Origin of the sequence: Schlegelella aquatica (genome assembly GCF_026013905.1) — a bacterium.
GTDB classification, from domain to species: domain Bacteria; phylum Pseudomonadota; class Gammaproteobacteria; order Burkholderiales; family Burkholderiaceae_C; genus Caldimonas; species Caldimonas aquatica.
Map to the genome: position 1 here is coordinate 3,249,697 of NZ_CP110257.1, position 22,678 is coordinate 3,272,374.

General features: G+C 70.7%; 21 protein-coding genes and 2 pseudogenes. 8 read left to right on the forward strand and 15 right to left on the reverse strand.

Annotated features, from left to right (window positions below; genetic code table 11):
- Positions 1-374: 374 nt before the first annotated feature.
- Complete coding sequence (locus OMP39_RS14890; RefSeq protein ID WP_264892611.1) at positions 375-1,313, reverse strand: LysR family transcriptional regulator; 939 nt, start codon at positions 1,311-1,313, stop codon at positions 375-377.
- 229 nt (positions 1,314-1,542) lie between these two features.
- Between OMP39_RS14890 and OMP39_RS14895 the strand changes: the two genes are divergently transcribed.
- Positions 1,543-3,069 (forward strand): CoA-acylating methylmalonate-semialdehyde dehydrogenase, encoded by a 1,527-nt coding sequence (locus OMP39_RS14895; RefSeq protein ID WP_264892612.1) that lies wholly within the window; start codon positions 1,543-1,545, stop codon positions 3,067-3,069.
- 69 nt (positions 3,070-3,138) lie between these two features.
- On the opposite strand, the gene OMP39_RS14900 is transcribed toward OMP39_RS14895, so the two are convergent.
- The 5 genes from OMP39_RS14900 to OMP39_RS14920 all read right to left on the reverse strand — a co-directional run bounded on the left by OMP39_RS14900 (position 3,139) and on the right by OMP39_RS14920 (position 8,814).
- Positions 3,139-5,046, reverse strand: coding sequence for a PhoX family protein (locus tag OMP39_RS14900; RefSeq protein ID WP_264892614.1), 1,908 nt, complete (start codon positions 5,044-5,046; stop codon positions 3,139-3,141).
- Between the two features lie 70 nt (positions 5,047-5,116).
- Positions 5,117-5,584 (reverse strand): DUF2892 domain-containing protein, encoded by a 468-nt coding sequence (locus OMP39_RS14905; RefSeq protein WP_264892616.1) that lies wholly within the window; start codon positions 5,582-5,584, stop codon positions 5,117-5,119.
- Positions 5,585-5,662: 78 nt separating this feature from the next.
- The gene (locus tag OMP39_RS14910) at positions 5,663-6,490 is read right to left on the reverse strand and encodes an ABC transporter permease (RefSeq protein WP_264894585.1); all 828 of its coding nucleotides are present in this window, start codon (positions 6,488-6,490) and stop codon (positions 5,663-5,665) included.
- Between the two features lie 90 nt (positions 6,491-6,580).
- On the reverse strand, positions 6,581-7,462 hold the full coding sequence (locus tag OMP39_RS14915) for an ABC transporter ATP-binding protein (protein WP_264892618.1): 882 nt from the start codon (positions 7,460-7,462) through the stop codon (positions 6,581-6,583).
- A 317-nt stretch (positions 7,463-7,779) separates the two neighbouring features.
- Positions 7,780-8,814 (reverse strand): ABC transporter substrate-binding protein, encoded by a 1,035-nt coding sequence (locus tag OMP39_RS14920; RefSeq protein WP_264892620.1) that lies wholly within the window; start codon positions 8,812-8,814, stop codon positions 7,780-7,782.
- A 38-nt stretch (positions 8,815-8,852) separates the two neighbouring features.
- Here OMP39_RS14920 and OMP39_RS15415 point away from each other — a divergent pair.
- From OMP39_RS15415 to OMP39_RS14930, 3 genes and pseudogenes are all read left to right on the forward strand, one after another.
- Positions 8,853-9,098 (forward strand): annotated as a pseudogene (locus OMP39_RS15415) (hypothetical protein); the annotation flags it as partial.
- Positions 9,044-9,200, forward strand: a pseudogene (locus tag OMP39_RS14925) (SDR family oxidoreductase); the annotation flags it as partial. The pseudogenes OMP39_RS15415 and OMP39_RS14925, both read left to right, overlap by 55 nt.
- Positions 9,201-9,218: 18 nt before the next feature.
- Positions 9,219-9,851 (forward strand): MarC family protein, encoded by a 633-nt coding sequence (locus OMP39_RS14930; protein WP_264892624.1) that lies wholly within the window; start codon positions 9,219-9,221, stop codon positions 9,849-9,851.
- Between the two features lie 39 nt (positions 9,852-9,890).
- On the opposite strand, the gene OMP39_RS14935 is transcribed toward OMP39_RS14930, so the two are convergent.
- On the reverse strand, positions 9,891-10,253 hold the full coding sequence (locus tag OMP39_RS14935; RefSeq protein ID WP_264892625.1) for an SPW repeat protein: 363 nt from the start codon (positions 10,251-10,253) through the stop codon (positions 9,891-9,893).
- A 181-nt stretch (positions 10,254-10,434) separates the two neighbouring features.
- Between OMP39_RS14935 and chrA the strand changes: the two genes are divergently transcribed.
- Positions 10,435-11,790, forward strand: a complete 1,356-nt coding sequence (gene chrA / locus OMP39_RS14940; RefSeq protein ID WP_425340645.1) for a chromate efflux transporter — start codon at positions 10,435-10,437, stop codon at positions 11,788-11,790.
- 27 nt (positions 11,791-11,817) lie between these two features.
- On the opposite strand, the gene modC is transcribed toward chrA, so the two are convergent.
- The 6 genes from modC to OMP39_RS14970 all read right to left on the reverse strand — a co-directional run bounded on the left by modC (position 11,818) and on the right by OMP39_RS14970 (position 17,675).
- Positions 11,818-12,924: a molybdenum ABC transporter ATP-binding protein gene (gene modC, locus OMP39_RS14945; RefSeq protein ID WP_264892628.1), complete on the reverse strand. Its 1,107-nt coding sequence runs from the start codon at positions 12,922-12,924 to the stop codon at positions 11,818-11,820.
- A gap of 1 nt (position 12,925) precedes the next feature.
- On the reverse strand, positions 12,926-13,603 hold the full coding sequence (modB, locus tag OMP39_RS14950) for a molybdate ABC transporter permease subunit (protein WP_264892630.1): 678 nt from the start codon (positions 13,601-13,603) through the stop codon (positions 12,926-12,928).
- Between the two features lie 4 nt (positions 13,604-13,607).
- Positions 13,608-14,372, reverse strand: coding sequence for a molybdate ABC transporter substrate-binding protein (gene modA / locus OMP39_RS14955; protein ID WP_264892631.1), 765 nt, complete (start codon positions 14,370-14,372; stop codon positions 13,608-13,610).
- 183 nt (positions 14,373-14,555) lie between these two features.
- Positions 14,556-14,891, reverse strand: a complete 336-nt coding sequence (locus tag OMP39_RS14960; protein WP_264892633.1) for an AzlD domain-containing protein — start codon at positions 14,889-14,891, stop codon at positions 14,556-14,558.
- The gene (locus tag OMP39_RS14965) at positions 14,888-15,652 is read right to left on the reverse strand and encodes an AzlC family ABC transporter permease (RefSeq protein ID WP_264892634.1); all 765 of its coding nucleotides are present in this window, start codon (positions 15,650-15,652) and stop codon (positions 14,888-14,890) included. Before OMP39_RS14965 ends, OMP39_RS14960 begins: the two co-directional genes overlap by 4 nt.
- 10 nt (positions 15,653-15,662) lie before the next feature.
- A complete protein-coding gene (locus OMP39_RS14970; protein WP_264892636.1) occupies positions 15,663-17,675 on the reverse strand; it encodes a helix-turn-helix domain-containing protein in 2,013 nt (670 codons plus the stop codon).
- A 103-nt stretch (positions 17,676-17,778) separates the two neighbouring features.
- Here OMP39_RS14970 and OMP39_RS14975 point away from each other — a divergent pair, with 103 nt between their 5' ends.
- Complete coding sequence (locus OMP39_RS14975; RefSeq protein ID WP_264892638.1) at positions 17,779-18,327, forward strand: CreA family protein; 549 nt, start codon at positions 17,779-17,781, stop codon at positions 18,325-18,327.
- Between the two features lie 315 nt (positions 18,328-18,642).
- Here OMP39_RS14975 and pal read toward each other — a convergent pair whose 3' ends face one another.
- Positions 18,643-19,167, reverse strand: coding sequence for a peptidoglycan-associated lipoprotein Pal (gene pal, locus OMP39_RS14980; RefSeq protein ID WP_264892640.1), 525 nt, complete (start codon positions 19,165-19,167; stop codon positions 18,643-18,645).
- 217 nt (positions 19,168-19,384) lie between these two features.
- Complete coding sequence (locus tag OMP39_RS14985) at positions 19,385-19,927, reverse strand: VUT family protein (protein WP_264892641.1); 543 nt, start codon at positions 19,925-19,927, stop codon at positions 19,385-19,387.
- Positions 19,928-20,145: 218 nt separating this feature from the next.
- Between OMP39_RS14985 and OMP39_RS14990 the strand changes: the two genes are divergently transcribed.
- Positions 20,146-21,807, forward strand: coding sequence for a GMC family oxidoreductase (locus tag OMP39_RS14990; RefSeq protein ID WP_264892643.1), 1,662 nt, complete (start codon positions 20,146-20,148; stop codon positions 21,805-21,807).
- On the forward strand, positions 21,800-22,276 hold the full coding sequence (locus OMP39_RS14995; protein ID WP_264892645.1) for a hypothetical protein: 477 nt from the start codon (positions 21,800-21,802) through the stop codon (positions 22,274-22,276). Before OMP39_RS14990 ends, OMP39_RS14995 begins: the two co-directional genes overlap by 8 nt.
- Positions 22,277-22,678 lie beyond the last annotated feature (402 nt).

Sequence of the window (22,678 nt, forward strand, 5' to 3'; positions counted from 1 at the left end):
GCCGGTCTTGACTCACGTCAAGCCGATGATGCGCGTGCAGCGCCCCTCGGACGGGCTCGGCGCCGCGCATGGTGCCACACGCCGCGCGCGGCCGCAGGCCGAAGTCCCCGCAGGACGGTATGGCGCTCTAAACGGAACGCGTGTAAACGATGCCGTGTTCCTTGTCCCCTATCCGGGGGATAGGGGCGCAGCGCGGCGGGGGTTACAGTCCTTCTCAAGCTGTGAACAGACATACCGCCCGTCTGCGGCTCGAAGGCCGCGGGCCGGCGCCCGATCAGCGCCGCAGCCCCGCCGTGCGCGGCGCTCACCTCTCCCAACGACGTCCTTGACTGGACTTGCCACCCGCCTCCCGGCGGGTGTTTTTTTGCTCCCCCTCACACGAAGCCGCCCTGCAAGGACTCGCGCAGATGGGCCACGAGCGCCTGCACGGCCCGGGGCACGACCGGACTGTAGGGGCGGATCGCGTAGATGCGCTCACCGAACGCGCCCACCGGTCGCCACCGGGGCAGCACGGCGCGCAGGCGGCCTGCTTGCAGCGCCTGTTGCGCGCTGAAATCGGGCAGCACGGCGAGCCCCAGCCCCTGCAACGCCGCTTCGCGCAGCACCTCGCTGTTGTTGGCCGCGAAGCTGCCCCGCACCGGCACCGTGACCCGGGTGCCGTCGCGGGCCTCGAAGCTCCACGCCGGCGCGGCGCCTGGGCGCGGGTACGCGAGGCAGTCGTGCGCCTCGAGCTCGCGCGGGTGGGTGGGCTCGCCGCGCCGGCGCAGGTAGGCGCGGCTGGCCACCAGCCAGGAGCGCGTCTCGCACAGGGCCCAGGCCACGTGAGTGTCGGGCGGGCTCGCGGTATGGCGGATCGCGAGATCGAAGCCCTCCTGCGCCAGCGAGACGAGCCGGTCGGACAGGTCCATCTCGACGCGCACCTGCGGGTAGCGCCGCAGGAAGTCCGCCAGGCGCGGCACGATCTGCTGCCGCCCGAGCGCGACCGGCGCGGTGATGCGCACGATCCCGCGCGGCTCGCCGGCGAGGTCGCGTACGCTGGCGAAGCTGCGCTCGATCTGCTCATAAGCCTCGCGCGTGGCCTCCACGAGCTGCTGGCCCGCTTCGGTGAGCCGCACCGAGCGCGTGGTGCGCTGCACGAGCGGCACACCGGCGGCCCGCTCGAGCTCGGCAATGCGCTGGCTCATCGCCGCCTTGGAGATGCCCAGCCGCCGCGCGGCGCCGGTGTAGCTGCCCTGTCGCGCGAGCTCGCCCAGCGCATGGACGTGCGCCCACAACCCCTCGATGCGTGCATCGCCCATCGTCGTGTCCCTCATGAGGCCCGGCGGCCGGCCGCCCGAAGCCGGGCCGACACCCCCTGGGGGGCAGTGCGCCAGCCCCGGGGGCAAAGATACAAAGCCCCTCGTCCCACCGGCCTGGCCCGTGGGCGAAACATGGCGTCGATTGTTCACCGAACTGAACAATGATGTCAGTCGATCGACCTTGGCGCACGGGCCACCGCTGCCTAGACTGGTCGAATCGCACGCATTGCACCGAGGAGACGACATGGGCGCTGCCGAACGCATGGAAGTCGGCCTGAAGGCCGAGGTGGGCCACTGGATCGCGGGACAGGCGACCGCCGGGCGCGCCCTGCGCCGCCAGGACGTCTACAACCCCGCCACCGGCGCGGTGGCCCGGCAGGTGGTGCTGGCCGAGCCCGAGGACGTGCAGGCGGCGGTGGCCGCTGCGAAGGAGGCGCTGCCCGGCTGGGCGCAGACGCCCCCGATCCGCCGTGCACGGGTGATGTTCAAGTTCCTCGAACTGCTGAACCAGCACCGCGACACCCTGGCCGCGATGATCACCGCCGAGCACGGCAAGGTGTTCACCGACGCGCAGGGCGAAGTCACGCGCGGCATCGAGATCGTGGAGTTCGCTTGCGGCATCCCGCAACTGCTCAAGGGCGACTACACCGAGCAGGTGTCGACCGGCATCGACAACTGGACGATGCGCCAGCCGCTGGGCGTGGTGGCCGGCATCACGCCGTTCAACTTCCCGTGCATGGTGCCGTGCTGGATGTTCCCGGTCGCGATCGCCTGCGGCAACACCTTCGTGCTCAAGCCCAGCGAGCGCGACCCGTCGCCCTCGCTCTTCATGGCCGAGTTGCTGAAGCAGGCCGGCTTGCCCGATGGGGTCTTCAACGTCGTGCAGGGCGACAAGGTCGCCGTCGATGCGCTGCTGGAGCACCCGGACGTGAAGGCGGTGAGCTTCGTCGGCTCGACGCCCATCGCGCACTACATCTACGAGCGCGGCGCGCATTTCGGCAAGCGGGTGCAGGCGCTGGGCGGCGCCAAGAACCACATGGTCGTGATGCCCGACGCGGACCTGGACCAGGCGGTCGATGCGCTGGTGGGCGCGGCCTACGGCTCCGCCGGCGAGCGCTGCATGGCCATCAGCGTGGCGGTGCTGGTGGGCGACGTGGCCGACAAGCTCGTGCCGCGCCTGGCCGAGCGCGCCAAGGCGCTCAAGATCAAGAACGGCATGGAACTGGACGCCGAGATGGGCCCGATCGTCACGCGGCAGGCGCTCGACCGCATCTGCGGCTACATCGAGGACGGTGTGGCCAGCGGCGCCACGCTCGTCGTGGACGGGCGCGGCTACCGGGTGCCGGGCCATGAGGGCGGCTTCTGGCTGGGCGGCACGCTGTTCGACCACGTGACCCCCGAGATGCGCATCTACCGCGAGGAGATCTTCGGCCCCGTGCTCTCGTGCGTGCGCGTGAAGGACTTCGCCGAGGCGGTCGAGCTGGTCAACGCGCACGAGTACGGCAACGGCGTCGCCTGCTTCACGCGCGACGGCCACATCGCACGCGAGTTCGCGCGCCGCATCGAGGTGGGCATGGTCGGCATCAACGTGCCGATCCCGGTGCCGATGGCGTGGCACGGTTTCGGCGGCTGGAAGCGCTCGCTGTTCGGCGACATGCATGCCTATGGCGAAGAAGGCGTGCGCTTCTACACCAAGCAGAAGTCGGTGATGCAGCGCTGGCCCGAGAGCACGCCCAAGGGCGCCGAGTTCGTGATGCCCACCGCGAAGTGAACGGCGCCGGGTGGCGCGCGCCGAGGGCGTAGCGAGCCTGCGCGCGCCACCCCAAGTCGCGTCCTGCCGTCACGTCCCGATGACGCCCCCGTCCGCGCGGCGGACCACCACGGTGGACGAGCGCGGACGCCCTCCGTCGGGCCAGCGCGAGTAGCGCGTGGGGTCGGCCGGATCGCTGCGGTCCGAGGGGGACTCGCCGGGGTGCTGCACGTTCAGGAACATCGTGCGCAGGTCGGGCGTGAACGTGAGGCCGGTGATCTCGCAGTTCACCGGGCCGGTGAGGAAACGGCGCACCTCGCCCGTCGCGACGTCACAGGCCAGCAGCTGGTTGTTGCCGAAGCGCGCGAACTCTCCGCGGTGCAACTGCGAGGCGTGCGCGTCGGTCTGGATCCACAGCACCCCGCGGCTGTCGAAGGCGATGCCATCGGGACACGCGAAGAGGTCGCCCAGGATGTTGCCCCGCGCCTCGGGCCGCTCGTTGGCCGGGTCGCCGGCCAGCACGAGGTGGTCCCATGTGAACGAGGTGGCGTCGAAGTCGCCCGCCTCCTTCCAGCGGATGATGTGCCCCATCACGTTGCCGGCTCGCGGGTTGGCGGCGTCCACATCGGGGTGGCCGGGCTGCCCCCGACGCGAGTTGTTGGTGAGGGTGCAGTAGACCTCGCCGGAAAGCGGGTCGATCGCGAGCCACTCGGGGCGGTCCATCTTGGTCGCGCCGAGCAGGTCGGCCGCCTGGCGGGTCTTGATGAGCACCTCGCCCTGGTCGGCAAAGCCGTGGGCGGCCGTGAGTGGGCCGGTGCCGTGCAGGAGCGGCAACCAGCGGCCACGGCCATCGGCGTCGAAACGCGCCACATACAAGGTGCCGTGGTCCAGCAGCTCGCGATTGGCGCGCGCACCGCCGGGGCGGATGGGGTCGCGCGAGACGAACTTGTAGATGTACTCGAAGCGGGCGTCCTCGCCGGAGTAGACGACCGCCCGCCCATCGCGGGTCACCGCCACCCACGCGCCCTCGTGCGCCGCCCGGCCGAGCGCGGTGCGCTTGACGGGCGTGGAGGTCGGATCCAGCGGGTCGATCTCGACGATCCAGCCGAAGCGGTTCGGCTCGTGGGGGTGCTTCTCGGCGTCGAACCGCTCGTCGTGCTCGTGCCAGCGGTACCAGCTGCCGGGGCGCAGCCCCCAGCGCCGCGCGTGCTCATCGGGCGTCTTTGGCCCGCTGAAGTACCCGATGAAATTCTCCTCGCCCGTGAGGTAGGTGCCCCAGGGCGTGCGCCCGCTCGCGCAGTTGTTCAACGTGCCCAGGACCCGCTCGCCCAGCGGGTCGGCGGCGGTGCGCATCAACGGGTGGCCGGCTGCCGGGCCCGCGATCGCGATCGGGGTGTGCACGGTGATGCGGCGCGCGTACCGCGAGGGTCTCACCATCTGCCAGCGGCCGTCGGGCAGGCGCTCGACCTCGATCACCGACACGCCGTGGGCGGCCTGCGACTTGCGCACCTTCTCCGGCGTCCAGGGCTGCATGCCGTCCGGATGCAGCAGGCCGTCGTCGGTGTACTCGTGGTTCATCGCGAGCAGGCCGCGGCGACTGCCGTCGAGCGGGTAGTAGTGGATGCCGTCGTGGTGCATGCCCAGTTGCAGCGCCTGATCCTCGGCGGTGTTGCTCGCATCGGGCTTGAAGGGCGGCATCTGCCCGGCGATGCCCACCGGCTCGCCCCACGAGGCGATGACCTGTGCGACGTAGCCGGGTGGCACCACGATGGTGTCGGCTCGCGAAGGCGGGACCGACTGAAAGCCCAAGGCCCCGCGCGTGGAGAACGCGCGTGGACCGGGGGCGCCGCAGGCGGCGAGCGCCGGGCCGAGCAACCCGGCCCCCAAGGCCGAGAGGCCGCCGCACAACCAACGCCGACGGCCCGCGTCGCTGAGGCTGTGAATGTCCGGGTTGGAGGACCGATTCGAGTCCTCCATCGTCGCGTGGTCCTTGGGCATGCTCACCTCGTCGGGGTCATGCCCGATTGTGACGCTGCGGGGCGCCCTCGCGGCAACGGTACGGCGCCCTTCAATGGCGGATCGCGCCCAGCACCTCGTCCACGCTGTGCGTCACGTCGGTCGAAGGAACGTCCGCGAAATCCCCGCGCAGGACTTTCAGCGCGTAGCGCTCGCGGTTGATCTCGTCGGCCGTGCGCACGCCGAGGCGACGCAGCAGCGGCAGCGGCGGGCACCAGCCTTGGATGGCATGCTGCAACAGGAAGGCCGCGACCACCGCGGGCAGCGCGAACCACTTGCGGTTGACCGTCGCGCCCAGCGTCATGCCGATCAGGCTGAACGAGGCCGCCGTCGCCTCCAAACACCGCTCGATGTCCCACTCGCGGTCGAGTTCGGCCAGTCGCTCCTCGATGTACTGCGGCCCCTGCCGCGCGGCGTAGGCGATGTGGGCCTCCGTCATGCGGCGGATGCGTTCGTTCGCGCGGCTGGGGCTCGCTTCGCGCACGCGCTCGGCGGTGGGGGTCGGCAAGGTGTCGTCCATGGGGGGCCTCCGTGCAGGGGTCATGCACGAAAAGGCAGCAACCCCCGTTCCCGAGGCGCGGCCGCCGCGCCCGCCTGTTCAGATCCTTTCGGTCTCGCCGCTGCGGGGCTGCCACTTCATCAGGCGCCGCTCCACCTGGCCCACGGCGGCATCGAGCACGAGCGCGAACGCGGTGAGCACGAGGATGCCGGCCATCACGGTGTTGATGTCGAAGCTGCCCTCGGCCTGCAGGATGAGGTAGCCCACGCCTTGCGAGGAGCCGAGATACTCGCCCACCACCGCACCGACGAAGGCCAGGCCCACCGAGGTGTGCAGGGAGCTGAAGACCCAGCTCGTCGCGCTGGGCAGGTACACGTGGCGCAGCAGCTGTTTCTGACTCGCCCCGAGCATCCTCGCGTTGGCGAGCACCACCGGGCTCACCTCCTTCACGCCCTGATACACGTTGAAGAACACGATGAAGAACGTGAGCGTGACCCCCAGGGCGACCTTGCTCGCCACGCCGAGGCCGAACCACACCGCGAAGATCGGCGCCAGGATCACGCGCGGCATCGAGTTCAGCGCCTTGATGTAGGGGTCGAGGATCGCGGCGGCCACCGGGCTCAACGCGAGCCACAGGCCCATGACCAGGCCGAACACGGTGCCGATGCCGAAGGCCAGCAGCGTCTCCAGCAGCGTGATCCACAGGTGCACGTAGATGTCGGCCGCACCGAAGAACCAGTCCCAGATGCGGGCGAAGATCTTGAGCGGCTCGCCGAAGAAGAACGCGGCCTGCTGGTCGTTGTCGAAAAGCAATGGCGGGATGAGCCCGGGCTGGGTCATCACGTGCCAGAACGCGAAGACGGCCACGAGCAGGCCGGCCTGCCACAGCCGCAGGTTGCGGGGGTTGGGTTTGATCGAGGACCACATCGGTGTGCGGGGAAACACGGTTCGTCGTTGCAACGGGGCCACGGGCCCGGGGGCGGCCCTTCGGATCGGCTCACCTCCCGAGGCTGTGGCTCACGCGGCGGCCAGCTGCTGCTTGTAGCCCTTGAGCACTTCCTCGCGCAGCACGGCCCAGATGGCCTGGTGCAGCTCGATGAAGCGGGGCGCCACCCGGACCTCGGCCACGTCGCGCGGGCGCTCCAGGTCGATCCGGAACTCGCCGATGGGCCGCGAGCCGGGGCCCGCGCTCATCACGACGACGCGGTCGCTCAGCGCGATCGCTTCGTCGAGGTCGTGCGTGATGAAGAGCACCGCCTTGCGGCCTGGGCCGCCGCTGGCGAGGTCGGGCCGCGGTCGGGCAGTGCCCGAGCTCCACAAGGCGAGCAACTCGTTCTCCATCAGTTGGCGCGTCTGGATGTCCAGTGCCGAGAAGGGCTCGTCCATCAGGATGATGTCGGGGTCGAGGATCAAGGTCTGTGCCAGGCTGGCGCGCTTGCGCATCCCACCGGACAGCTGGTGCGGGTAGCGGTCGCCGAAGCCGCCCAGGCCCACGCGTTTGAGCCATTCCTCGGCCTGCGAACAGGCCTCGGCCCGGGGCACGCCCCGGAACTCGAGCCCCGCGGCGACGTTCTCGGCCGCCGTGCGCCAGGGCATCAGCGAGTCGCTCTGGAACATGTAGCCGGCGCGCCGGTTGATGCCGGCCAGCGGCTCGCCGAAGACGGCGACGCTGCCGGTGCTGGGCTGCAGCAGCCCGGCCGCGACGTTGAGCAAGGTGCTCTTGCCGCATCCGGTGGGCCCGACGACCGAGACGAACTCGCCCGCCGCGAGGTCGAGCGTGACGTCGCGCACGGCCGTGTAACGCTTGCTCTTGTCTTCGCGGTCGACGAAGGTGCAGGTCACGTCGCGCAAAGACAGAGCCGGAGCGCCGCCTTCGGGCGGCCGGGCGGCGGCGGCCATGTCGGCCCTCCGGTCACTCTGTGACCACCTCCCCGAGGGAGGAAGAGCGCCGCCTTCGGGCGGCCGGGCGGCGGCGCTCATGACGACCCTCCGATCACTTCGTGATCACCTCCCCGCGGGAGGTGAGCGCCGCCTTCGGGCGGCCGGGCGGCGGCGCTCATGACAACCCTCCGATCACTTCGTGATCACCTCCCCGCGGGAGGTGAGCGCCGCCTTCGGGCGGCCGGGCGGCGGCGCTCATGACAACCCTCCGATCACTTCGTGATCACCTCCCCGCGGGAGGTGAGCGCCGCCTTCGGGCGGCCGGGCGGCGGCGCTCATCCCTTCGGATACTTTGCGTTCGCCTTCTTGACGAACTCGTTGGTGTAGACGGCCGCGAGATCGAGCTGGGCGTCCTTGAGGGATTCGTCGACGCTGGCGAGCGCGCGCAGGGCGGTGGCGGGCCCCTGCTCGGGGATCATGCCGTCCGGCGACAGGGCCCCCTTGCTCTTGAGGAACGCATCGATGTAGACCGCCCGGTCGCCGAGCAGGAAGCCTTCGGGCACGACCTTGATGATCTCGCCCGGGCCGGCGCGCTGGATCCACTTGTCGGCGCGCACGATGGCATTGGTCAGCGCCTGGACGGTGTGGGGGTGCCGGTCGACGAAGGTCTGCGGCGCATAGAGGCAGGCCGCGGGCATCGGCCCGCCGAACACGCGGTCGGCCTCGGCGACGATGCGCGTGTCGGTGACGATCTGGATGTCCCCCGCGCGCTCGAGGATGGTGATGACCGGGTCGAGGTGCGAGAGCGCGTCGATCTGGCCCTGGCGGATCGCCGCGATGGCCGCGTTGGTGGCCCCCACGCCGATGAAGCTCACGTCGGTGGGCTTGAGGCCCGCCTTGGCGAGCACGAAGTTCGCCATGATGTTGGTCGACGAGCCGGGAGCGGTCACGCCGATCTTCCGCCCCTTGAGATCGGCCAGGGACTTGAAGTTGGGCATCGTGCGCTTGTTGACCGCGAGCACGATCTGGGGCGCGCGTCCCTGCAGCACGAACGCGCGCATGCGCTGGCCCTTGGCCTGCATGTTGACCGTGTGCTCGAAGGCGCCCGAGACCACGTCCGCACTGCCACCCACCACGGCGCGCAGGGCCTGCGAGCCCCCGGCGAAGTCCACCACCTGCGCCTCGAGCCCCTCGTCCTTGAAGTAGCCCAAGCTCTCGGCCACCGTGAGCGGCAGGTAGTACAGCAGGTTCTTGCCCCCTACCGCGATCGTGACCTTCGGTTTCTCGATCGCCTGGGCGCGTACCAGGGCCGGCAGGCCGAGCGTCGCGCCGCCAGCCAGTCCGGCGGCGAGCAGCGTGCGTCGTTTCATCGGGTGTCTCCTTCTTGGGCGTTCTCGTCGACAGTCGAATGAGCCACTCTAGCCACCGCTCGGGTGCCGGGCTTTCGGGACTTGCCCTGAGCCGTGCCCCTGGCGTGCGGCGCTCGCGCAACTCGTGCGCAACTCGCGCACAACCTGGCGCACAACTCACGCACAATCGCCGCATGACGACGCCCATCACGCTCATCACCGGCGCGAGCCGCGGCATCGGCGCCGACACGGCGCGCCTTTGCGCTCGGCTCGGACACCGGGTGGTGGTCAACTACCACCGCGACGCACGGGCCGCCGAGCAAGTGGCCGAGGCGATCGTGTGGCTGCTGTCGCCGCAGGCGAGCTACACGACCGGCGCCTTGCTCGACGTGAGCGGCGGGCGCTGAGCGCTGCACGGTGGCCGCATGGACCTCATCAAGCCCCTGATCGCGCTGCTGGCCATCGTCAATCCGGTCGGCGTGGTGCCGTTCTTCATCCACTTCACGCAGGGCTTCAGCCGCGAGCAGCGGCTGCGAACGATCCGCGTGGCCTCGTTCACCGCCTTCCTGGTGGTGGCGATCAGCGCCCTGGCGGGCCTGCGCATCATCGAGTTCTTCGGCATCTCGATCGCGTCGTTCCAGGTCGGCGGAGGGATGCTGCTGCTCATCAGCGCGCTGCAGATGCTGCAGGCCCAGCCAGCAGAAACGCGCAAGGAAGACGTGGCCGAAGGCGCCTCCAAGGCCGATGGCGGCGCGAGCATCGCGGTCGTGCCGCTCACCATCCCGCTGCTGACGGGGCCCGCGACGATCTCCACGATGGTGATCTACGCGCAGAAGACCCGTCACTGGTGGGAACTCGGCGTGCTGGTGGGCTACGGCGTGGTGATCGGCGTGGCGGCCTTCCTGGCCTTGTCGGCCGCGGGCCGCATCGCCCGCATGCTGGGGCAGACGGGCATCAACATCATGACCCGCCTCATGGGCCTGATCCTCGCGGCCCTGGCCGTCGAGATCATGGCCGACGGGCTGGTCAAACTCTTTCCGGCGCTCGGGCAGGCCTGAAACACCGAAGGGTGGCCAGTGCCACCCTTCGTGCGGCCGTCAATGGGCTTCTCGGCGCCACCAGCCGCCCCACTCGGGATCGGTGGCGAGCGTCCACAACGCGAGCGCCGCGACCACGACGCCGGTGATCGTCGAGGCCAGCATCGCCTCACGCATCGCGGCAAAGCCGAGCACCCAGGGCGCCACGATCATCCACAGGCCCAGGACCAGCTCGGTCCATTCCTCCCAGGCGCGAGGCACCAGCATGGCGCCCAGCGCGGCCGCGATCAGCGCGGCACCCACGATCACCGCATTGGCCATCGGCGTCGTCTCGCTCTGGAAGCCCAAGGCCCAGGGCGAGAGCACCAGCCACACACCCAGCACGGCGTTGACCGCGTCTTGCCAATGTTTGATTTGCACCATGTCGTCCTCCTCAGAGAAACGGCCCCCTGCGGCCGCGCACCAAGCCCCACCCTCTCGGGACCGGACATACGGGCGGGCGCGGCGGCGCGCAAGCGGCCCGCCGGCGGCGGCCTCCTCATTGGACTCGCCAGCGGTCGCCATGTTCCGTCTTCCGGGGCGCGGCTCGCGTATGCTGCGCGCCATGCCGGACACACCCCCTGCCCCCACGCCGCGGCCAGCCCCCGCCGCCGTCAGCTTCGCCGAAGCCCTGCGCTTCTGGCTCAAGCTCGGTTTCATCAGTTTCGGCGGGCCGGCCGGGCAGATCGCAATCATGCACACCGAGCTGGTCGAGCGCCGCCGGTGGATCAGCGAGCAGCGCTTCCTGCATGCATTGAACTACTGCATGGTGCTGCCCGGCCCCGAGGCGCAGCAACTGGCCACCTACATCGGTTGGCTGCTGCACCGCACCTGGGGCGGCATTGTCGCGGGCGCCTTGTTCGTGCTGCCGTCGCTCGCCATCCTGATCGCGCTGTCGTGGGTGTACCTGCGCTTCGGTGACGTGCCGGTGGTGGCCGGGATTTTCTACGGCATCAAGCCGGCGGTCACGGCGCTGGTGCTGCACGCCGCCCATCGCATCGGCACGCGGGCGCTCAAGAACGGCTGGATGTGGGGCATCGCGGCCGCGGCTTTCGTCGCCATCTTCGCATTGGACGTGCCCTTCCCCGCCATCGTCATCGCAGCCGGCCTCATCGGGCACTTCGGCGCGCAGCGGGCGCCTGGGGTCTTCGCACTCGGCGGCGGGCATGGCGCGGCGGGGCCGAGCGCCGGGCCGGCCCTCATCGACGACGACACCCCGCCGCCGCCGCACGCCCGCTTCACCCGGGCCCGCCTGCTGCGCGTGCTGGCGGTGGGCCTGGGGCTGTGGGGCGCGGCGATGCTCGCGCTGGTCGCCACGCAAGGCTGGCAGTCCACGCTCGCGCAAATGGGGTGGTTCTTCACCAAGGCGGCGCTCGTCACCTTCGGCGGGGCCTATGCGGTCCTGCCCTACGTCTACCAGGGCGCGGTGGAGCACCACCAGTGGCTGTCGGCCGCGCAGATGATCGACGGGCTGGCGCTGGGCGAAACGACGCCGGGGCCGCTCATCATGGTCGTGGCCTTCGTCGGCTTCGTCGGCGGCTGGCTGGCCGAGGTGGCGGGGCCGGACCGCTTTTTCCTCGGCGGCACGCTGGCGGCCTGCGTCGTCACGTTCTTCACCTTCTTGCCGTCGTTCGTGTTCATCCTCGCGGGCGGCCCGCTGGTGGAGGCCACGCATGGCAAGTTGGGCTTCACCGCCCCGCTGTCGGCCATCACCGCGGCGGTGGTCGGCGTCATCGTCAATCTCGCGCTGTTCTTCGCCTACCACGTGCTGTGGCCCCAGGGCTTCGGCGGGCCGTTCGACGCCGTCTCGGCGCTCATCGCGGTGGCGGCGGCGGTCGCGCTGTTCCGCTTCAAGGTGGGGGTGATCCCGCTGTTGGCCGCATGCGCCTCGGTGGGCCTGGCGGCGAGGCTCGCGCTGTGACGCGCGCGCCGGCTGGGGCCTGGGGGTTCATTCGGCTTTGGCGGCCGCCCGGCGGTCCAGCGCGATGGTCTTGACGAGCGCATAGACGGGCTGCCCCACCGTCAGGCCCAGATCCACCACGGCCTCGCGGGTCAGCCGGGCGCGCAGGCGGGCGCCGCCGATGTCCACCAGCGTCTCGGCGAACGGCGTGTCCGGCTCCTCGTGCAGCGCCGCGAGCGTGCCGGCGAGTACGTTGCGGATGCTCAGCCCCCGCGGAGGCTCGACGGCGAGCGCCACGTCGCGCGCGCGGATGCGCAGACGCAACACCGTGCCGACCGGCACGTCGGTCATCGGCACGACGAGCGCCTGCGCGCCGTGGCGCACGTGGGTGAGGCGGAAGCGCTCGTCGTGGTGCTCGACGCGCGTCTCGAGCACCACGCCCGCCTCGAAGCGACCGGTGGCCGGCTGCAAGTCCAGCCGCTCGAGCAGCTCATGCAAGGGGCCGGCCGCCACCACCCGCCCTTGCGACAGCAGCACCAGCCGGTCGGCCAGCCGCGTGACCTCGTCGATGTCGTGCGTGATGTAGATGACCGGCACGCCGAAGGCACGCGGCAGCTGCTCGATGTAGGGCAGGATCTCGGCCTTGCGGCGCGCGTCGAGCGCCGCGAGCGGCTCGTCCATCAGCAGCAGGCGCGGCCGCGCCAGGAGCGTGCGCCCGAGCGCCGCGCGCTGACGCTCGCCGCCCGAGAGCGACCCCGGTTTGCGGTGCAAGAGCCCGGCGAGATCGAGCGCGCGCACCACGTCCTCCCAGCGCACGGCAGCGGCGCCGACGCCGCGCGAGCGCTTCTCGGCATAGCGCAGGTTGCCCTCGACGGTGAGGTGCGGGAAGAGGCCCGCCTCCTGGAACACGAGCCCCACCCCCCGGCGGTGCGCCGGCACCGGGCGCGCCGGCGGCTCGGCCAGCCAGACTTCATCGTCCAGCGCCACACGCCCCCTCGCACGCGGCTCCAGCCCGGCGATCACGCGCAGCAGGGTGCTCTTGCCGCTGCCGCTCGGGCCGAACAGCGCGGTGATGCCTTCGAGCGGCCAGTCGCCGCGCACGTCGAGCGCGAAGTCCGGATAGTGAGCCTGGGCGGCCAGATGGAGCGTGGGCATGTCAGCGCAGATGCACGGGGTAGCGCCGGTTCCAGACGTACACGAACAGCAGCACGAGGAAGGAGAAGGCGAGCAGCCCGGCCGACAGCGTGTGTGCGGCGGGATAGTTGATCGTCTCCACGTGTTCGTAGATCGCGATGGAGATGACTTTCGTCTGCCCCGGGATGTTGCCGCCCACCATCAGCACCACGCCGAACTCGCCGATGGTGTGTGCGAAGGTGAGCACGGTGGCGGTGAGGTAGCCGCGCGCAGCCATCGGCGTGGCCACGGTGAAGAAGGCGTCCAACGGCGACGCTCGCAACGTCGCCGCCACCTCCAGCGGGCGCCGGCCCACGGCCTCGAACGCCGCCTGCAACGGCTGCACCGTGAAGGGCAGCGAATAGATCACCGAAGCCACCACCAGCCCCGCGAACGAGAACGTGAGCGTGCTGTCGGTGAGCGTGAGCCACCAGCGCCCGAGCGGCGCTTGCGGGTTGAGCAGCACGAGCAAGTAGAAGCCCAGCACGGTGGGAGGCAGCACCAGCGGCAAGGCCGTGGTGGCCTCCACCACAGGCTTCCAGCGCGAGCGCGTGTGCGCGAGCCACCATGCCAGCGGCGTGCCGAGCAGCAGCAGCACCAGCGTGGTCAAGGCCGCCAGCTTGAGCGTGAGGACGAGCGGCGCCAGGTCGGGCAGCGTCATCGCCTCACTCGACCCCGTAGCCCCAGGCCTCGATGGTGCGGCGCGCCTCGTCGGACTTCAGGTACTGCAGCAGCGCCCGCGCGGCCGGCACGTCGCGCCCGGGGGCGAGCAGCACCGCCTGCTGCACGATGGGCGAATGCAGCCGCGCCGGCACGACCCACACGCTGCCCTCCACGGCCTGGCGCGGGCCCTTGAGCGCCGACAGCGCCACGAAGCCCACCTCGGCCGCGCCGGTGGCCACGAGCGAATGGGTCTGACCGATGTTCTGCCCCATCACCACCTTGTCCTTCAGCGCGTCCCACACCCCCAGCGCCTGCAGCGTCTCGCGCGCCGCGACGCCGTAGGGCGCCAGCTCAGGGTTGGCGAGGGCCACGTGCCGCAGCCGTCCCGCGCGCAGGTAGGCGACGGCGTCACCCCCCCACAGCCCCGGCGTCTTGCTCCACAACGCGAGCTGGCCCAGCGCGTAGGTGTAGCGGGTGCCCGGCACCCCCAGGCCCTCGCGCTCCAGCCGCTCGGGCGTGTGCGCATCGGCCGACAGCAGTACCTGGAAGGGCGCCCCGCCCTTGATCTGGGCGTACAGCTTGCCCGTCGAGCCGGTGGTGGCGACCAGCGTGTGGCCCGTGCGGCGTTCGAAGCCGGGCTTGAGCTCGTTCAGGACCTCTGCGAAGTTGGCGGCCACCGCGACCAACACCTGGCCCGCATGCGCCGGCCCGGGCAGCGCGGCCACGAGCGCCAGGGCGAACGCCGCCAGACCGCCGCGCCAGGTCACCGGGGCCCGTCCACACAAAACAGGTGGGCGGGCGGCGCCGACGGCGGCGAGCAGGCGGGGGTGTGGAGGGCGCATGGCGGGCGAGGCGGCAGGAGGCAGGCAGCGGGCAGCGCGAAACATACCACGGCCACCTCCTGCCCCCTGAGGAGCGCACGGCGTCCGGGGCACCGCGCGAGGGACGGCTCAGGCCCCCGCCCAGCGCACCAGCCCATGGCAGACGACGCCGAACAGCGTGGGCAGCGCCAGTCCGCCCCACCACCCGCGCGCCAGCGCCACCCCGGCCAAGCCCGCCAGAGCACCCGCAGCGCCGAGCGTGCCCGAGCCGCGACCGACATAGGGCCACAACGAGACGACGAGCAGTGCCGCGATCGCGGCCGGTCCCAACGCTTCGAGCATGCGCCGCAGCGCCCGCGCCGCCGGCGAGGGCACCGGGGACGGCCGCCAGTACAAGGGCAACAGGCGCATCAGGAAGGTGCCGATGCCGCAAGCCACGATGATCCACAGCAGCCGTTCAGTCATCGGCGTCCCCTGTCGTCCAGCCCATCGTCGCGGCCCGGTACGCCCGCGGCTCCCGAAGCCGGCACCCGGTCGCCGCCTCGCGCTCCCCACACCGCCCCGCCCAGCATGCCGGCGAGCATCGCGGCATGCGCCGGCCACCAGGGCAGCAACACCGCCGCCACCGCCGCCGCGGCCGCGGTCGCCTGCTTGGGCGTTTGACGGACGACTTCGAGCAGCAGGGCGAAGAAGAGCGCCGGCAGCACGAAGTCGAGGGTCTCGCGCAATACGGGCGAAACCGCCGCGAGCTGCTCGCCGAAGCGCACGCCCAGGAGGGTGCCCGCCACCCAGGCCGCATAGGCGCCCGCTTGCAGCCCCACCAGCCAGGCCTGCCGCTCATCGACGGGCAGCCCCTGCAACCGCCCCGCCGCCGCAGCGAACACCTCATCGGTCAAGCCGAAAGCCAGCAGCGGCCGCGGCAGCCGCCACGCGGGCGCGCCCAACCGGGACGCCAGCGCGGGGCCGTAGAAGAGGTGCCGCACGTTCATGAGCCACACCGCTCCCACCGTTCCGAGCACGGGCGCTGCCGACGACAACAGGGCGATCAGCACGAACTGGCTACCCCCCGCGAACACCACGGCGGAGATCAGCACGGTCGCCCAGGCCGGCACCTGGGCCTGCACCGCGGTCAGGCCGAACGAGAATGCGATCGGCAGGTACCCGATCGCGATCGACGAGCTCGCGCCGAGTCCGCGCAGGAACGGGGCCGGTCTTCGTGCCGCCATCGCCGCCCCCTCACCCCTCGGCGGGCCTGCGCAAGGCGAAGACGTGCGTGCCACCATCCCAATCGTCGTGGCCCGCGGTGGCGAACACGCGGCGGTGCCGTAACAGCTCGAAGCCGGCCAGACACGCCAGTTCCAGGAAACGCTTGGGATGCGTCTTGCGCTCGACCTCGTCATCGAACCCCGCCACCATCGCCTGCAGCTCGAGGCAGAAAAACCGCATGTACGCCGCCACCGGGTGCTCGGGCATCTCGGGCAGACCGGTATTCCTCCACTCGAGGAGGAGTTCGCGGCATCGTTCGACCGCGGCGGTCTCGCGTCCGGCCTCGGCATCGAGCAAAGCCAGACAAAGCGAATCCTGAAAGCGCCGGTACCCCGCCCACTCCCCAGGCGGCAGTGTGCCGAGGGGCTCTCGCCCGATCCAGGCCATGGCGGCCAGCACATACGCCGCGTGGTGCCGCACCAGGGCCAAGTTGCGCTGAGCGAGCTGGGCAAATGGCGGAAGGAACTCGTCGGCGATCACGAGGACACCCCCGGGCCGCAGCAGTCGCATCGCCTGTTGCAGCATGAAGGCGGTATTGAAGTGATGCGAGGCGCCGACGGACGTGATGAGGTCGCAGGATTGCGGCGCCAAGTCGGCTTCGAGGAAGTCCGCCTGCAGCGCCTGCACGTGGGGATGGCCGCGCAGCTTGTGCTGAAGGTAGGCGAAGGCCTTCGGATCGGGCTCGATGGCAATGAATCGTTGTGCCGGCAGCAGTTCCTGCAACATCAGCAGCGGCACACCCGGCCCGGTGCCGACATCCAAGGCGCTGCGGGCGTCGCTTCGCGCGTGCGCGGGCAGAAACTGCTGCACGTCCTCGGCCATGGCCACCACTTGGCGAGCGTAGGCCGGGTGCAACAACTCGAAGGCGTCGTAGTCGTCGACGTCGATACGGCTCGAAAAGCCGCCGTCGCCCCCCGCAGCCGGGGTCGCGAGCCGGCGGCGCGCCCGCTGTCGCAGCGGGCTCGGCAGGGTCAGCTCTCCACGCTGCGTGAGGACCTCGGCCGCGAGGGCACTCAAGATCCACGAATCGCTCGCCGCCCGTCGACGCAGCTGGCGGCGAGTCCCCTCGTCCAGAGGTCGGCCAGGCGCTTCGGCCCAACGCGCCCACTGCACCGCTTCCGTCAGCAAGGTGCGCGGCGCATCGCCCTGCGCGCGAGCGAAGGCGCGCGTGTAGCGCAGCGGCGAGACAGCGATGTACGGGCCTTCGACGTCGTGGCCGGCGACAGCGTACACCGGCCAGGTAAAGCCGTCTCGCCGCTGCACGATCTGCTCAGCCAGCCTCTGCCCTGCCTGTGGGGCGGGCAGCTTGCAGTTGCGGAAACGAAGGAGCCGGGCGCCGATGCCGTTCGCCACCTCGATCAGCAATCGATCGGTGGCCGCACGGACCCCTTCCCATTCCTCTTCACGTTGCGGCCAATCCAAGGCCAGCACGAAGGGCCCTTGCAAAGCCTCGCGCTGCGGATACTGCACGAGGACGAGCGCTCTGCTGGGCCCTTCGAAGGCCGCGTACAAGTGCGGTCGATCGGCAGGGAAGCTGTGGGACTCCCCCGCCCGCAGAAGGCGCGGGTGCCGAGGATCGCCCACCCACATCGCTCCCTCGAGCACCGTGACCTGCTCGCGCACCCCTGCGGGATGCGGCGGCGCTTCGCGGCGGTACCCCGCGGCATAGTCGACCGAGTAGACCTCGATGGTGGGGGGGCCCGCCCGTCGTTCGACAAGCCGAACGACGGAGCCTGGATCGCGGGCGGTTGCCGCGCCGGCGCCGTGACTTGCCTCGTCCTCCAGCAAGAGCGAGAACGGGACCTCCAAAGCGCTCGCGATCGTCCACAAAGTCTCGACGGTCGGGTTCCCCTCCCCGGCCTCGAGCGTGGAAAGGGTGGACTTGGCGATGCCGCACCGCTCGGCCAACCCCGACAGCGTCCATCCTCGTTGCTCGCGAACCCGGCGGATCTGCCGCCCCAAACCGACAGCGATGTTCGACATTCTCCCCCATCTGTTCTGTAAATCGAACGCACCGATCTTAAGCAGAAAGACGCGCAGGCGCAACGTCGGGTCCGGCACGCTTCCCCCGTGGCATCCTGTCGCCATGGCACACCCTCACGCATCCACCCCGCCCGAAGCGGCCGCATCTCGTCTTCAGCCCGCCCGCTGGCGCGCGGCACGGGCCGCGGCCGCCGCGGCGCTCGCCGGCGCCCTCGGGGCGGCCGCGGTGCCCGCCTCGGCCGAGGAGCTCGGCTCCGTCGACACCGTGTTCAAGTTCATCGGGCCCGACCACAAGATCGTGGTCGAGGCCTACGACGACCCGAAGGTGTCGGGCGTGACTTGCTACGTCTCGCGCGCACGCACGGGCGGCATCAAGGGCGCGCTCGGGCTGGCCGAAGACAAGTCCGAAGCGTCGATCGCCTGCCGGCAGGTCGGGCCCATCGGCTTCGCGCAGCCGCTGCCCGTGCAGGAAGAAGTCTTCAGCGAGCGCATGTCCATCCTCTTCAAGCGCCTGCGCATCGTGCGCATGGTCGACCGCAAGCGCAACGCGCTCGTGTACCTGACCTATTCCGAGCGGGTGATCGAAGGATCGCCGCAGAACAGCGTGACCGCGGTGCCGGTGCCGGCCGCCACGCCGATCCCGGTGAAGTGACTGGCGCCGGAGGCGCAAACGCCGCCCGCAGGCGGCGTTGCAAGAGGCTTGTTCGGCCGGGCGGCCGGGCGCCGGGCGGCACCTCTTTGCCCCCGGGGCGTACGCCCCACCCCCCGCGGGGGTTGCGGCCCGGCTTCGGGCGGCCGGGCGCCGGGCGGCACCTCTTTGCCCCCGGGGCGTACGCCCCACCCCCCGCGGGGGTTGCGGCCCGGCTTCGGGCGGCCGGGCGCCGGGCGGCACCTCTTTGCCCCCGGGGCGTACGCCCCACCCCCCGCGGGGGTTGCGGCCCGGCTTCGGGCGGCCGGGCGCCGGGCCTCAGCGCAGCTTGAACTCGGCGCGGCGGTTCTTGGACCACGCCTCCTCGTCGTGGCCGTCGACGGCGGGGCGCTCCTCGCCGTAGCTCACGGCCTTCATCTGCGCGTCCTTCACGCCCAGCAGCGCCAGGGCCTTGCGCACCGACTCGGCACGGCGCTGGCCGAGCGCGAGGTTGTACTCGATGCTGCCGCGCTCGTCGGTGTGGCCCTCGATCGTGAGCTTGCGCTGCTCGCTGTTCGACAGCAGCTTGGCATAGCCGCTGAGGGTCGGCTGGTGCTCGGCCTTGATGACCGCGCTGTCGAAGTCGAAGTAGATGGCGCGCGCCAGATTCTCGGCCGCCTGGCCGGTGGCTGCGGCGTTGCCGGTGTTGACCGTCGTCACCTGCGACTGCGGCGCGGCCGTCGCGCCGGCGCTGCCGGTGCTCGTCGGGGCCGCGGCCGGCTGGTCGAGCTGGGTGGAGGCGCAACCGCCAAGAACGAAGGCGGTGGCAAGCAAGGTGGCGATGAGGGACCGAGAACGGTTCATGATGCAAGAGCTCCTTCTGAGTGGGAGTGGACAAGCGCCAGCGGGCCCGCAGGGCCCCCGGGGCAGGATCTGAGACGCGACGGCGCGCACGGGCTCGGCCGAGGGCCGTGCACCGGGCGCCGCCCGTCGGCGGCGCCGAGAGTGGGGGCGCCGCGCCGGGTTTCAAGAGGCGCCGCAGCCGGGCCGCGCGCCGCGGGGCATGCGGTGGCCGCCACCGTCATCGCGCCGGCACCCAGCGGTCGAGTCGCGGCAGCATCGCGCGGTAGGGCGCGAGCAGCACCGCCGCCATCAACCACTTGGCCGAGAGGTCGCCCGCCCCCAGCATCAGCCAGTCGAACTCGGTGCCAGCGAACGCGAGGAAGAAGAACAGCAGCGTGTCGACCACCGACGCGACCACCGAGCCGATGAAGGGCGCCTTCCACCAGCTTTGCTGGCGCCAGCGGTTGAAGACGGCGATGTCGAGGATCTGCGAGACGATGAACGCGGCCCCCGAGGCCAGCGCGATGCGCCGGGGCGCCAGCACCAGCGACAGCACCACGGCCAGCCCGAAGCCCGCCCACGCCACGCGCCGCGCGTCCACCGGGCCGGCGGCGCGGTTGGTCAGGTCCGTCGCCAGGAACGCCACCGGGTAGGTGAAGGCACCCCAGGTCAGCCAGTCGTTGATCGGAAACTGGACGAGGAAGTTCGACGCGACGATGACGGCCGTCATCGCGGCAAGCGGGCGCCACAGGCGCACCCAGGAGGCGGTCGAGCGGAGCATGATGGCGCTGGATTGTCGCAGGTTCGAGGGTTTACCCGTAGTTACAAAGGCCCGCAGCGGGCGGCATCGGCGCGGCGCCGCCCGTGGCGCGCCCGCCGTGTCGCCTGCGCGATGGGAAACCCGCCCCCGCCCGGCGTAGACTCGTGCTGCCGCGCCCCCGACGGCCGCGGCGCTGTGGCGGCACGCCCCGCGCAGACCGACAACAACGAGGAGACGCCGTGGCCGACGCGCCCACCTTCGACTACATCATCGTCGGGGCCGGCACCGCCGGCTGCCTGCTCGCCAACCGGCTGAGCCGCCACCCCGAGCACCGCGTGCTGCTGCTCGAGGCCGGCCGCGCCGACGACTACCACTGGATCCACATCCCGGTCGGCTACCTCTACTGCATCGGCAACCCCCGCACCGACTGGATGTACTGGACCGAGCCCGACCCGGGGCTCAACGGCCGCAAGCTGCGCTACCCGCGCGGCAAGGTGCTGGGCGGCTGCTCCAGCATCAACGGCATGATCTACATGCGCGGCCAAAGGCGCGACTACGACGCCTGGGCGCGCGAGACCGGCGAGGACGCCTGGCGCTGGGACGCCTGCCTGCCCTACTTCAAGCGCCACGAGAACCACTGGCGCCTCGACCCGGAGCGCATTGCCGAGCAGAGCGACGCCTTCAAGGCCGCGCACGGCCACGGCGGCGAGTGGCGCGTCGAAAAGCAACGCCTGCACTGGGAGATCCTCGACGCCTTCGCCCGCGCTGCGCAGGAAGCCGGCGTGCCTGCGAGCGACGACTTCAACCAGGGCACCAACGAGGGCGTCGGCTACTTCGAGGTCAACCAGCGCGCCGGCTGGCGCTGGAACGCCGCCAAGGCCTTCCTGCGGCCCGTGTGCATGGCGCGCCCCAACTTCGAGCTGTGGACCGGCGCGCAGGTCAAGCAACTGGTGATGGAGCGCCGGCCCGACGGCGGCTGGCGCGTGACCGGCTGCGAGGTCGTCACGCCCCACGGCATCGAGACCGTGCGCGCCACCCGCGAGGTCATCCTCGCCGCCGGCGCCATCGGCTCGCCGCAGATCCTGCAACTCTCGGGCATCGGCCCCGGCGCGCTGCTGCACGAGCACGGCATCGAGGTCAAGCACGAGCTGCCCGGCGTCGGAGAGAACCTGCAAGACCACCTGCAGATCCGCGCCGTTTACTCGGTGCAGGGCGTCAAGACGCTCAACACCCTCACCTCGCGCTGGTGGGGCAAGGCGCTCATCGGCCTGGAATACGCCTGGCGCCGCACGGGGCCGATGAGCATGGCGCCTTCGCAGCTCGGCGCCTTCACCCGCTCGTCACCCGAGCACGAGTGGCCCAACATCGAGTACCACGTGCAGCCGCTGTCGCTCGAGGCCTTCGGCGAGCCCCTGCACCCCTTCAACGCCTTCACCGCGAGCGTGTGCAACCTCAACCCCACCAGCCGCGGACACGTGCGCATCCGCTCGCCGCGCTGGGAGGACGCCCCGGCGATCCAGCCCAACTACCTCTCCACCCCCGAGGACCGCAAAGTCGCCGCCGAGTCCCTGCGCGTCACGCGCCACATCGTCGCCCAACCGGCTCTGCAGCGCTACCGCCCCGAAGAGATCAAGCCCGGCCCCCAGTACCAGTCCGACGAAGAACTCGCCCGCCTGGCCGGCGACATCGCCACCACCATCTTCCACCCCGTGGGCACCTGCAAGATGGGCCGCGAGAGCGACCCGACCGCCGTCGTCGACCCCCACCTCAAAGTGCGCGGCATCACCGGCCTGCGCGTGGTGGACGCCAGCGTCATGCCGACGATCACGAGCGGGAACACCAATTCGCCGACCCTGATGATTGCGGAGCGGGCGGCGGAGTGGATTGTGGCGGGTGCTTAAGTCGACCCCGGAGTTCGCCCGCGGCCTGTCGAGCGTCGCCGCGCAGGTGCAGCGCGGCTGGGATGGCGAGCGAACCATGTCCTTGTGCCGGCGCGGCGCGATGTCGGTTGGTGCGATTTACCGCGATGAAACGTCCAGCGAGCGCACCGGTTGCCAGGAAAGCCGGGGCCCCAAGCAGGTAGAGAAACCAACCACTGGCCGCGTGGGATTCGGTCGACTGGGCGACGAAAAACCAGACGGCACAAAGCAAAAGGTGGAGCCCAATGAAGCCACCCACCACCGCTCCCTTGATGCGTCAAAGAGACTCGCCACGCCCGCCCAGATCCAGTGGGGCAAGGCAAACATCATGTACAGAGACGGCAACGTCTCTGCGGTGCGTTCAAGCACGGAAAGGCCCCCTTCCCCTGAGGCGCCGGTGAGTGCCATGACCAGTGCAACAAAGGCTGGGAGTGTCAAACGGACGAGATAGTGTATGCAGGGACTCACACAAAGGGCCGGCACTTTGAGGCAACAGCCTCCGGTACAGCATGCCGGCCCCGCTTCAGCCTATAGCCGCGATATGTCCGAGAAGAGCGGGCGTTAGACGTCACCCGTCGATCTCCCGACTATCGACCTGCCTCTCCGAGGGCCTTCTCCACGAGCTGATCCAAGATGGCTGCTTCTATCTCGAACTCCAGTAACGCCATTGCCACGTTCCACTCCGAAACCCCGCCCGACACGGAGAGGGCGTGCGTAAAGATGAGGGTGCTCTCCTCTGACACGTACGCCCCCGTCATGAAAGCCAAGTCCGAGTTAAGGCTGTTGGCGGCACTTAGCAGCGCCCCCTCATTCGCGTGGTGCCGGGACGATGCGGTCGACGGTCGCAGGAATC